This window comes from Catalinimonas locisalis (assembly GCF_038039535.1).
GTDB lineage: Bacteria > Bacteroidota > Bacteroidia > Cytophagales > Cyclobacteriaceae > Catalinimonas.
The window spans coordinates 38,487-50,197 of sequence record NZ_JBBPHP010000047.1 but is presented as its reverse complement, the minus strand read 5'-3'; the positions used below and the strand labels follow the sequence as shown (position 1 = coordinate 50,197).

The 11,711-nt window shown below is 42.8% G+C and carries 10 protein-coding genes; 7 read left to right on the top strand and 3 right to left on the bottom strand.

Features of this window, described 5'->3' with window-relative positions; all coding sequences use genetic code 11:
* Positions 1 to 132 precede the first annotated feature (132 nt).
* Positions 133 to 417, top strand: a complete 285-nt coding sequence (locus WJR50_RS29690; RefSeq protein WP_341296962.1) for a hypothetical protein — start codon at positions 133 to 135, stop codon at positions 415 to 417.
* Between the two features lie 299 nt (positions 418 to 716).
* Positions 717 to 1,550, top strand: coding sequence for a hypothetical protein (locus tag WJR50_RS29685; RefSeq protein ID WP_341296961.1), 834 nt, complete (start codon positions 717 to 719; stop codon positions 1,548 to 1,550).
* A gap of 193 nt (positions 1,551 to 1,743) precedes the next feature.
* Here the strand turns inward: WJR50_RS29685 and WJR50_RS29680 are convergent, their stop codons facing one another.
* Positions 1,744 to 2,556, bottom strand: coding sequence for an SDR family NAD(P)-dependent oxidoreductase (locus WJR50_RS29680; protein ID WP_341296960.1), 813 nt, complete (start codon positions 2,554 to 2,556; stop codon positions 1,744 to 1,746).
* A 57-nt stretch (positions 2,557 to 2,613) separates the two neighbouring features.
* Here WJR50_RS29680 and WJR50_RS29675 point away from each other — a divergent pair, with 57 nt between their 5' ends.
* A complete protein-coding gene (locus WJR50_RS29675; protein WP_341296959.1) occupies positions 2,614 to 2,787 on the top strand; it encodes a hypothetical protein in 174 nt (57 codons plus the stop codon).
* Positions 2,788 to 2,790: 3 nt separating this feature from the next.
* Here the strand turns inward: WJR50_RS29675 and WJR50_RS29670 are convergent, their stop codons facing one another.
* Positions 2,791 to 3,189 carry a hypothetical protein gene (locus tag WJR50_RS29670; RefSeq protein ID WP_341296958.1) on the bottom strand — a complete coding sequence of 133 codons (399 nt, stop codon included), beginning with the start codon at positions 3,187 to 3,189 and terminating at the stop codon, positions 2,791 to 2,793.
* Between the two features lie 78 nt (positions 3,190 to 3,267).
* Positions 3,268 to 3,846 (bottom strand): Crp/Fnr family transcriptional regulator, encoded by a 579-nt coding sequence (locus WJR50_RS29665; protein WP_341296957.1) that lies wholly within the window; start codon positions 3,844 to 3,846, stop codon positions 3,268 to 3,270.
* Between the two features lie 714 nt (positions 3,847 to 4,560).
* Between WJR50_RS29665 and WJR50_RS29660 the strand changes: the two genes are divergently transcribed.
* The 4 genes from WJR50_RS29660 (at position 4,561) to WJR50_RS29645 (ending at position 11,612) form a co-directional block, all read left to right on the top strand.
* The gene (locus tag WJR50_RS29660; RefSeq protein ID WP_341296956.1) at positions 4,561 to 5,130 is read left to right on the top strand and encodes an RNA polymerase sigma factor; all 570 of its coding nucleotides are present in this window, start codon (positions 4,561 to 4,563) and stop codon (positions 5,128 to 5,130) included.
* Between the two features lie 132 nt (positions 5,131 to 5,262).
* Positions 5,263 to 6,306: a FecR family protein gene (locus WJR50_RS29655; protein WP_341296955.1), complete on the top strand. Its 1,044-nt coding sequence runs from the start codon at positions 5,263 to 5,265 to the stop codon at positions 6,304 to 6,306.
* 32 nt (positions 6,307 to 6,338) lie between these two features.
* Positions 6,339 to 10,001, top strand: coding sequence for a SusC/RagA family TonB-linked outer membrane protein (locus tag WJR50_RS29650; protein ID WP_341296954.1), 3,663 nt, complete (start codon positions 6,339 to 6,341; stop codon positions 9,999 to 10,001).
* 21 nt (positions 10,002 to 10,022) lie between these two features.
* Positions 10,023 to 11,612 carry a RagB/SusD family nutrient uptake outer membrane protein gene (locus tag WJR50_RS29645; RefSeq protein WP_341296953.1) on the top strand — a complete coding sequence of 530 codons (1,590 nt, stop codon included), beginning with the start codon at positions 10,023 to 10,025 and terminating at the stop codon, positions 11,610 to 11,612.
* Positions 11,613 to 11,711 lie beyond the last annotated feature (99 nt).

Here is an 11,711-nt window from a genome sequence, read left to right as displayed (position 1 = left end):
ATTTTCGCTTGTGTTAGAGATAACCGGAAATATGAAAAAAACTATATACCGGTGCTTGCTTAATCCATAGAAATCGCCCAGCGTGCAAAATCCGTTGAGGGAAATGTCCCGCGTGACACATTGAAAGATCTGGTGGCAAAGAACCAAAAGCCCTGGAAAAACAGTGATTCAGGTACAACGATTCTGCTTACACAGCATAATGCTGCCAAAGGACCGCAAGCCAAGAGCAGCAGAATATGGAAACAAGATATGAGAATGCCCCCTGTTGTATTTGAAGTGCGGGGAGAACTTAAAGGGCTAAAAGCAAAAAACTTCAGTCCCGAACGCGATAAGCATCAGGTAGCGTATCGTCGAAAAAAGAGGAGTTTCAGCGCTAATTTTGCGCTGTTTAATTCAATAGTAACTCCTACTCTTTGAGATGAAAGATGTTAAGCCGGTTTTGGCTCTGACAGGTCAAATCATCCTACAAAATCATTATACTTTAAAACATACCCAATCTACTGCATTCAGATGAGCAGTTGAAAGCCATAGTATTTCCGGATTCAACGCTTCTCTACAGGCCGCCTGGCACTAAATTACTCATCTACACAAAATACGATAGAGGTAGCATGACTACACAGGAAAACCAGTAGTAACGACCAGTAATCAATTATAGGAAATAATGATTTGAGTATTTCTAACTCATAACCTTTTAATAACTAATAACCCTTAAAATCATGAAAATTTATTTTAATTATTTCAGACCTCTGAGCCTGGCTATTATTGTACTTAGCTTGCTCTCCAGTTGTAAAGATGAGGTTGAAGATCTCTTTGGTGGAGATGAGGAAGAAGAGGAGACAGAATTAAAAGTGCAAATAGCCAGTAATGGTGAGTTTGGAGATATTCTGGTTGATCAGGACAATCAGTCATTGTACTTTTTTGCCGGAGATGTAAGTGGCGAGAGTAACTGTAATGGAGGTTGTGCCGGAGTTTGGCCCGCGCTTGCTGGTGAGGCTTACGAACTGGAATTAGGTTCTGGCCTGAGCAACGGTGATTTTAGTGCCATTACCCGTGAAGACGGACAAAAGCAGATCGCTTTCAAAGGATGGCCGCTGTACTACTTTTCACCTGAGGCAGATGGCGTACTGGAAGCCCCCGGAGATACCCAGGGCGACGGACGCGGTGGCGTATTCCACATTGCCAAACCTGACTATTCGGTACTGCTGGGGCAGCAATCCGTTGTAGAAGGCGAAGATCCGGTGGTTTATTTAGTGGATGAGTTTGGCGTGAGTTTGTATCGCTCAATCAACGATGGTGAGAATGTCAGCAATTGTGCGGGTGGATGTGCTGAGGTTTGGCCTCCCTTTGAAGCTCCGGAAGAGTTGATCATACCGTCTTCTTTGAGCCCGGATGATTTTGACAGTTTCTATCGTGAAGATGATTTGGGGCCACAGCTAACTTTCCAGGGCAGCCCACTCTATTTCTTCACTCCTGATGAAGGTAAGCGCGGCAGCGTACTGGGTCAGGGTGGTGCAGGAGAAACATTCTTCGTAGTAGAACCTACTCTCTAACATTTAGTTTTTAAGTACATACATAATAAAAAAGTAGCATAGCTCTGGACAGTGCTACTTTTTTCATTTTTAAGGTTCACCTTTACTTGCTAATAAAAAACCAGTCTTATTGAATCAGATAAGTGGTGTGAAGTCGTAATATTATTTATTCCTGGAAGTTCCGAACAGACAGGTCAGGTAAAAAGAAAAAATATTAGCCTGGTACTAACTTATCCAGTCCAAACTTCTTCATGCTACCAAACTCAAAAAGACGAGGGAAAAGGCTATAAAGAATCGGTAGTAGTCTTCCGCTGGTACCGATGGAGTAGTAAATAGCCGGGTTTCTTTTGCGAAGAATTTCATACACTTTATCAGCCACTTTCTCCACCGGGTCGCCTTTTTGAAGAGATTCAGAAATCTCCTGGTGGACACTTTCCCTAACTGCATGGTATTCGGGCAACTCTTTTTTTCCGTACATAAAAGAGGCATGCATATTGGTACGGATGAATCCGGGCTTTAGCAGTACCACCTTGATATTGAAAGGTTTCACCTCCATGCGGAGCGACTTGGTATAGCCCTCTACGGCATGTTTGGAGGCGGCATAAAAAGCCTGCATCGGGATGCCAATGGACCCGCCCAGCGACGAGATCTGTATTATCTTACCGCTTTGCTGTTGGCGCATATGGGGCAATACTGCCTGCGACATTCGGACGTAGCCCCAGAAGTTAGTCTCCACCTGGAAGCGAGCCTCTTTTTCGCTCATCTCTTCAGCACAACCCATGTGTGCAAAACCGGCATTATTGATGAGAATATCTACTTTTCCGGCTTTTGCCAGGCAAAGTGCCAAGCATTCCTGTACAGAATCCCGAGAGGATACATCCAACGGCAGCATTTTGTAAGGCAGTGCTTCTGTGATTTTTTTAGGCTTGCGGCTGGTGCCAAAAACCTGGTAACCTTGGCGATGTAGTTTATAGGCAATTGCCCGGCCAATACCGGAACTGGCACCGCTTACGAGTACAGTTTTCATATAAATTTAATTTCTGTGGTCATAAAGAATATATAAGTGGCCATAAGCCACTCTCAGGTGGCACATAAGGGGGAATACCATCCTGGCATTTTGCCAGAATCTTACTTTTGTGGTGTAGAACATCCCAGATACCGTGCAGAATCAGGGCTGAAAAATGCAATATCTAGTTTGTCAAGTACCGACCACTCGCCCAAATTGGCTGCCATTGCTCCCAATGGCAACAAAGTCTGAGTCTTAGACTAAGGAGTGCTTTTGAGGAGAGGAGGTGATAGGCTTTTTGGTCAGAAATACCTCAAAATATCCGCGATAGTGGTAAATCAATATGCCGTAAAGCAACAGGTTGACAAAGCCCATGACCATATTCCGGTGATCAATCAGCAGATGGTACAGTAGGATGTTCACCACAATAGGCCCCAGGATGAGCAGTGCTAGCAGGGTATACCTCCTGATAATTAGCAGTAAACCACCTATTATTTCTAATACCTTAACCACTGCAATAAATTCGGTAGATACCATGATCTCCATAAAGGGATGGTATTTGGGTACAGGGATGAAGGTGTAAAGTCCGTTCAGCCCAAATACCACGAAGATCAGGCCCAACAGGATGTGTGCGATGGTTGTGATGAATTTCATATTGACTTTAGCTTTCCAGTTTCCGGTCTGCAAACTAAGAGTATTATCATTAAAAAATCTTGTTGCAGAACAAGATTTCTAAATCGGGTGCTGATTCAGGAGTCTACTGAAGTTGCTGGGATCAATGCGCAGGAAGGAGGCCAGGTACTTATGTGGTACTAAGTTGATCAGCTTGGGGTTCCTCTGCATCAGTGAAGCATATCGCTCTTCTATTGTAAAAGCCATCAGCTCATGATGCCGCTGCACCATATCAACGACGATCAGTTCCAGTGCTTTACGGATCAGACGCTCTACTTCAGGGTACTTGTCCATCATCGCCTGGTGCTGCTGATAACTGATACGTAGCAGGCGGCTGGACGTGATGCACTCCAGGGTATAGCGTGAGGGAAGTTGCATAAGGAAGGACTCGGGCACGGCAATCAGGGCAGGGGAGTAAGTCAGGTGGATGACATGCTCCTTTTCATCTTTGGAAAAATATGAGCGCTGTATACCATCAAGGACAAAGTACATATACTTTTCAGTCTCTCCTTCAGCTACCAGCACCTCCCGCCGGGTACAGTGGACTTCTTCCCAACTGGAGAGATAAGCCTGCAGTATAGGCTCCTCCAAGGGGTGAATTTGTTGTAGAAAAGAGATAAATTGATCCTGCCCATGCATACTTTTTTCAAATCAGTTTGGCTTATTTCTAACCAGATCAAGCTATGAAGTGATCTCAATTTTTGAAGAAAATGAAGGTTGTTGAAGTTTGTGTTTCAAAACTTGCGATTTCTATAAACCATCCTCTTCCATGTACTACGTACTAAGCAAAGATAGGATAAGTTATACTACCATATTTTCTCACAGCAAAATGAGGCTTCAAGACCACGAACAGTCTTTCAAAGGTCGTCAACTGTATTCTTTATCAGCTCCAAACAGGTATTTACCGGGTCGGGAGATAGCTCTTCAGAGAAGAAAGAGATGTAAGACCAGGAACGCTCGGTATCTAACAGACTTCAGAGTGTTCCACTATCAATGGCTGAACTCGTAGCAGGAAACCATAATGACCTTTACAGAAGTCAAATAATTACCATTTATGTAAACCCACTCTAATACTGTGTATGAATTGACTCAAACCTGAATAGTAAATAAGGTCGTAGAGATTTCTTCAGAGAATAGTAAGACAACAGCCCACCTTTTATTGCTAAATACAATCTTTAGGCAAAAAAATGAATATCAATAGTAAAAAGGGTATTTGTAAAGTAAGGTTTATTTTATTAGATATTTAGGAATAATAAAGAAATAAGCATTTATAAATAAAATGAATTAAGAATTTAATATTATTTTTATCAAAGTTATATTTTAGCATGACTGTTAATTTAAGTTCAAAAGCTTATGGATAAGAGGTCTTCTTTACTTTGGCATTCCTTCAGACAAGGGTCAATGTCTGCTTTTGAACAAATCTATCAATCACATTATCATTCGCTATATGTTTACGGAATGAAGATTTATAGTAATAGTGAAATGGTAAGGGATGCTATACAAACTCTTTTTATTGATTTGTGGAGAAGAAGAGATCATCTGGGAGATACTGATCATATTAAATTTTATTTGTTTAAAGGCTTGAGAAGAGTACTGATAAGCTTATTGAAAAATGAAAGGAAGAAACTTGATGTTGATAGCTATCAGCATTTGGTGCACAACAGCATGCAGCATGATACAGAAGATTTACAGGATCAGAGTTTGCACCTTAAAAATGCCGTAAATAAACTCAGCAAAAAACAGCGTGAAGTGATCTATTTGCGCTACTATGAAAATCTAAGTTGTGAAGAAGTAGCGGATATCATGAAGATAAATATCAATACTGTTTACAACAATTTGTCACTGGCCATCAAAAATTTGAGGGTACATATGGATGAAAATCTGCTATATTTATTACTGTTGGTTAGTATAAATTACGCATAATTTAGCTCATAAAATTATGATTTTCATATTTTATAACTTATTATAAAGATAAAATTGTAATTATTAATTTTTTCTTGGCGAAAACCGTGAGATTTTTCATTTCGCTTTCCTATAAGGAAAAAATTAATAGCTGTGCCCCATCAATTTCAACATTACCAGACAGAGGATTTCCTAAGTTGCCCAAAATTCAGGCAATGGGTATTTGAACCTAGCATAGCCCTTGACAAATTTTGGAGTTCATTTTTGGCACTTTACCCGGAAAAAGAGCCAGATCTGAATACAGCAAAACATATCCTGCTCAAGCTCCACCAGCAAAGGCAAGTGCCTGAGGAGACTATGATGGAAGAAGACTGGCAAATAATCAAAAGCACTCTTCTGGAGGATAATAAGAACTCTTCTACGTCTTACTTCTATCGTTACCCTTGGGCTGTCGCTGCTTCTATTAGCCTCATCGTTGGGCTATCATTTATAGTATTTTTCTTTCAATCTTCAAAGGTCATTCATGCTACCAGTTATGGTGAAACCAAAAAGGTTGAATTGCCAGACGGCTCTAAGGTAGTAGTGAATGCTAATTCTAAAATCAGCTATGCAGCCGATTGGGATACCCGAGCAGGAAGCAGAGAGGTATGGCTGGAGGGAGAAGCCTGGTTTGAGGTGGAAGAAGTGTATACCAAAGTCTCTGAGCAGCACAAGCCAGAGAAACTTAAATTCATAGTCTATACCCCCGAATTACAAGTTGAGGTAGTGGGAACTGCATTTAATATTAATAGTCGTAGTACCAAGACACAGGTTACTTTGAGCAGCGGTAAAGTGATCGTGCAAGGAAAACAGGACCAGCGGATAGAGATGGTTCCGGGAGAACAGCTTGAGCTTTCACATGTGAATAATCGGCTTGAGAAGAGAGTAGTGGATACAGAAACTATCGTCTCCTGGAAAGACAATAAGCTGATTTTTGAAAACATGCCGCTAGCACAAGTACTGGAAGTACTTCACGAACGCTACGGATGGGAAATTTCAGTAGACCCTGAAGAAATTAGAAATTACCAATACACAGGTTCTGCCCCTGCAGATCAACCCGAACTGCTCCTTGACAAAATTTCAACCTTGTATCAACTGGAAATTGAGAGAAGTGAAGAAGGAGTAACCATAAGCAAACTACCTGAAAAAATTAATTAAAACATTCATTCTTTTTACAAAACCCATGTACTATGAGTAAACATTTATGGAAACTTAATAAACTGCTCATCTGGGGAGTAGTATTGATCATTTCCCACAACCTACAAGCCCAGGGAATAGCCTCTATACAACAGCCTGCCGGTCTTAAACTCAATAATGATCAGCAGGAAAATCAAAAGTCATTACAGGAAAATCAAAAGTCATTAGTAGAAGTCCTGAGCGAGCTTGAGGATATTTATCAGGTCAGCTTTGATTATGACCTGAATATGCTGAAAGAAAAAAAAGTAGCAAAAATCGGTCAGGAAAAGTATCCTGAAAATTTGGAAGTATACCTGAATAAGATTTTTAAACCACTGAATCTAAAGTACAAAAAGTACAGTGATAATACTTTTTTGATTTTTGAAGCACCTAAAAAAATACAGCTAGCTCCAGCTTCTGAAGAAGACACTAACGAAAAAAGTGATACCAGAAAGGTAAACTTGCTCAAACCACTGAGCCGAAAAGCTGCGCTTATGATGCAAAGCATGGACCAGACAGTGAGCGGTAAAGTGATAGATCAGGACAATAGTGAGCCTTTGCCGGGTGTCAATGTGGTCGTCAAGAATACTACCATTGGTACAGTAACTGATGTGGATGGAAATTATCGTATTACAGTACCAACCGGCTACAACACCCTGGTTTTTTCATCGGTAGGATATCTCAGCGCTGAATATGAAGTCGGTAATCAATCAACGATTGATGTTTCTCTGACGGCTGATGTACAGTCACTAAGCGAAGTGGTGGTGGTTGGGTATGGTACCCAAATGAAGCGGGATATTACCGGATCTATCGCCACCATTAAGTCTGAGGATTTAAGTAATTTCAAAGCGGCACCTTCCCTTGATCAGGCCTTACAGGGACAGGCTGCCGGTGTGCAGGTAACATCAACCAGCGGGGTACCTGGTGCCCCTTCACGGGTACTCATAAGGGGTACCAATTCCATTTCATCAGGTACAGAACCTCTGTGGATTATTGATGGTATGATTTTGAGCGGACAGGGGGGAGGTGAATTGGATGGATTTTCCCGCAATGCTAATACCGTCTCTCAGAATCCTCTGGCAACAATAAATCCCAATGATATTGAATCTATTGAGGTACTCAAAGATGCGGCTGCAACTGCTATCTATGGCTCAAGAGGGGCAAATGGAGTAGTAATTGTTACCACAAAATCAGGCAAAGGAGCTAAAGGGACTACCGATGTGAGTCTAAATTATGGGGTGACCAATGTTCTGAGAGGACCCCAGGAAATAGGATTTGTTGATGGACCCACCTGGTTGTCTGTGGTGGATGAATCTCGTGTAAACCGAGGCTTACCCTTGTTTGACCCCAATACCATCCTCAACGATGCAAGGGACCCAAATGCAGTGCTGAGCAGAGAGCAGATTGCCAATACCAATTGGTTTGATGAAGCTTTACGGCAGGGTAGTTTTATGGACTTTAACCTTTCTACCTCAAACTCAACGGAAAAAGCCAACTATTATCTCTCCGGCAATTACCGTGAAGATGAAGGTATACAGGTGGGTAGCAGAATTCGCAGAATCTCAACCCGTGCCAATGTGGATTTCAGGCCTTCAGAGAATTTCTCAGTCGGGTCCAGGATCAACCTAAGCTATACCAACAATCGCAGGGCTCCCAACGGTGGAGCACCGGGAGGTAATTCAAACATAGCGCTTGGAGGTTATGATATGGCAAATTCGGGTGCTTTACCTATTCTACCCATTTTTCATCCTACCCTAAGGGATACAGAAGGGAATCCTATACTCTTTGACCCGCTTTCCGGCAGAAATCTCAGAGCTTCATTAAACAGAAATAATTATATCAATGATCTGGAAACCTATCGTGCCATTGGAGGCTTAAACCTGAGTTATCAACTACCTTTTGTAGAGGGACTTTCACTGCGCTCCGAACTGTCTTTTGATCTTATCCAATCCAACAATGTTGAGTGGGGAAATACAGTGATACGAGAAAATAGTAAGTATGCATTTGACTTTTCATCCACTTTCCGTCGGCTAAATTATAACCTATATGCTTCGTATGACCGCAATTTTGGTAATTTGCATAACATAGGTATAGTAGCCGGTGTAGAATCTACCGAGCAGCAAAACCGGGCACGTAATATTGAAGCACAGGAATTATTTGGGGAAGCCCCGGAAGTTGGTGCACCAGGAGATGTACAGAGAGTATCTGCCGGATTGGGAGGAGAAATCTATTTTCGTGGATTTTTTGGCAGATTAAATTATAAACTCAAAGACCGCTATCTCCTGGGCTTTAGTTTTCGGAGAGATGCTTCCTCTGTTTTTGCGCCCGAAGAGCGCTGGGGTAATTTCCTGGCTGCTTCAGCTGGCTGGATACTTTCTGAAGAAAGCTTCTTTCAGAATATTGAGCCTATTGAGTTTTTGAAGGTTAGAGCGAGCTTTGGTCAAACCGGCAACTCTTCCATTGATCCTTTGGGTACCACCACAGGCTACGCAGGTTGGGGACGGTATGGTGATGTGGGAGCAGGAGACCTACTTACCAGAATAGGGAATCAGGCTATTACCTGGGAGACTACCAACTCGGTAGATGTGGGGGTGGATTTTGAACTCTATGAAAATAGAATCAGTGGTACTGTAGCCTATTATCAGCAGGATGCCAAGGATCTTTTACTACAGGTAGAAGTACCGCAATCTTCCGGAATTTTTGCCAATAACCCCAGGATATGGAATAACATTGGTGATTTGCGCAATCAGGGATGGGAATTCACTATCAATACCATCAATATTGACAGGGGTGGGTTTACCTGGTCTTCCAGCTTAAACTTTACCACCAACAGGAATGAAGTACAAAAGTTGACAGGAGGAGAAGGTGAGGAGTTGTACAATGTAAATAGTAATGCGTTGGTGACTAAGGCCGGCGAGTCTCTCGGTTTTTTCCGCCTGGCAGAATACGCCGGTATTGATCCTGAAGGAGGCTATGAGTTGATTTATGAAATGGACCTTGAACGTTTTGCAGAAACCGGAGAAAGGGTAAGAACGGGGAACACTATTCCTGCTACCAGGGGTAACCTAAGTAACCATTTATTTGATTTTACAGAAAAGACAGGCTTGCCTACCTATTTTGGAGGATTTACCAATAACTTCCGCTACAAAGGCTTTGAACTTTCTGCCATGCTAGCCTTTTCCGGTGGAAATTACATCTATGATCTTGCCGAAAGATCTCAGGCCTATGTTTATACTGGAGGAGGAATTATCAGAAGCGATATCGTGGGCAATACCTGGACGACCAATAACAGGGATGCAGACTGGCCTCAGCTCAGTTGGAACCAGCGCTATGATGTAATTAATGAAGATGGCAGCATCACCGCTGACGAACGCTTTGACAACCAAAGGTCCGGCCAGGTTCATGATAAATTTCTGAAAAAGGGAGATTATCTGCGTATGCGAACGCTTCAGTTAGCCTACAACCTGCCTACTCCAATGATGGAAAGATTAAAGCTGAGTGGAGTGAGAGTTTATGTATCGGCCAATAATCTGTTTACCATCACCGGATATGATGGTTATGACCCCGAAGCAGTCAACCTGGGAGGCGCAGAGGGGCGTAACCTGGGACAGGGCTGGATTGGGGTAACCCTACCTCAGGTGCGTAGCTGGAATGTGGGAGCAACCATTTCATTCTGATAAAACAACCAAGAAAAGCTTATGAAAAATATATATATCAATTGCTTACTGATCAGCGCTCTAGTCTTTTCTACAGCCTGTGATAATGAAGAATATTTTGAGTTGGAAAGACCCGTTCAGCCCCCCTGGCAAACGCTGGCTGATTTTGAAAAAGCGCCTATAGGAGCATATTATGGCTTGACCGGTAATGGTGGATTTCGTACTATCTTTGGTGCTGGGCGTATTGCAGGCGAAGTGTATGCTGATGGCATCAACCTGGCACCAGTCACCGCCGGTTTTAGTGTAAATGGTGATGTTGAGGAGATGTATGATCGACAGACAGGTATACAGGTACCCCTTTATGATAATTCGGTTTTCAACAGTGGTTACTTTGCGGTAGGGTTTGCCAATGGGGCGCTTGGCTTTATTGAAGAAAACGATGGAAATCCTTATCCAGGTGAAGGCAGGCCCGATGAGGTCAACCGGATCAAAGGAGAACTTCACTTCGTAAGAGCCTATGCTTATTATTGGCTGACCAGGGTGTATATGCCTCCTTATCCTAATGAAGAAAAGCGCATTCCTTTCAGAATCCGGCAGGCAGCAAATTTTGACGAGGCAAAAACTTCAGAACTGGCTTCTACCAACGATCTTTTTACTCTGATCGTAGAGGATCTCAGAATGGCCAAAGACCTTTTGCCTGAGCGTTTTGTAGAAGGGGTCCACAATCCATCTTATGCAGATGGAAGAGCAAATAAGTTTGCTGCAGCGGCTCTTCTGGCCAAGGTGCTCTTTCACATGGGACCAGATTTTCATAATGAAGCACTCGCTGAGCTTAACTTCGTCATTGAGCAAAATGGTGGAGACTATGACCTTAGCCAGGATCCCATAGAAGCGTTTAATAAAACCGGTCCGGAAAGAGGGAACGAAGTGATCTGGTACTATGCGCTCTGGGCAGGTGATGGACTTGGGGGCTCCAGTAACTGGAAGCATCCCAGACGATTTGAGTGGTATAATGCCAACAATCAGTTTTCAAGTGGGCCGGAGACTAACGGAGGGCGTTTTATGTATGCCAGCAACAGTTTCCTACAGCAGGTGGGTTGGGAGGATGCAAATGGTGATCTGACCTCGGAAGCGCTTAATGATAAAAGGTTTTCACAGTTGTTTCTGCGTTTGCTCCCTTCAAGCGAGTCAGACACCTTGGCCGAAAATATTTATCCTGAACCCAACGGGAATTTTCAAACGAATAACACCTATGTATGGGGGAATAAATACTATCGTGCCGGAGACAGAATAACCAACCTACCGATACTCAGACTGGCAGATATGTATCTATTAAGGGCAGTGATAAGGGCACGTGATGGAGACTTTGGGGGAGCGCGCTCCGATCTGAATGCGGTGCGTAACCGTGCCGGCATAGGAGATTTTTCTGGAGCTGATGCGGAACTTGAGAATGCCATCCACCAGGAGCGCTTTAAGGAGATGGCTTTTGAAGGTGACCGCCTATTTTATTTACAGGGGCTGCGGGAACCCATTCCATCCGGAGACAGGGAAGGCAATACAGCTCCCTGGGACAGCCCTTTCTTTTCAGAAATTCCTGAATATGAGAAAAATGTAAACGAAGGCTTTGAGTAGTTTGATTTCATAACAGTAAATGAAGGTGTAGTAAGCACCTTCTTTTATTATTAATGATGACCTTTACTTAAGTCAAATGTTTATACATGACTCCTTGTT

Coding starts and splice junctions, on each gene's coding strand:
- WJR50_RS29665 (WP_341296957.1), bottom strand. CDS start 3,846: ATGCATGGGCAGGATCAATTTATCTCTTTTCTACAACAAATTCACCCC.
- WJR50_RS29650 (WP_341296954.1), top strand. CDS start 6,339: ATGAGTAAACATTTATGGAAACTTAATAAACTGCTCATCTGGGGAGTA.
- WJR50_RS29670 (WP_341296958.1), bottom strand. CDS start 3,189: ATGAAATTCATCACAACCATCGCACACATCCTGTTGGGCCTGATCTTC.
- WJR50_RS29680 (WP_341296960.1), bottom strand. CDS start 2,556: ATGAAAACTGTACTCGTAAGCGGTGCCAGTTCCGGTATTGGCCGGGCA.
- WJR50_RS29660 (WP_341296956.1), top strand. CDS start 4,561: ATGGATAAGAGGTCTTCTTTACTTTGGCATTCCTTCAGACAAGGGTCA.
- WJR50_RS29645 (WP_341296953.1), top strand. CDS start 10,023: ATGAAAAATATATATATCAATTGCTTACTGATCAGCGCTCTAGTCTTT.
- WJR50_RS29685 (WP_341296961.1), top strand. CDS start 717: ATGAAAATTTATTTTAATTATTTCAGACCTCTGAGCCTGGCTATTATT.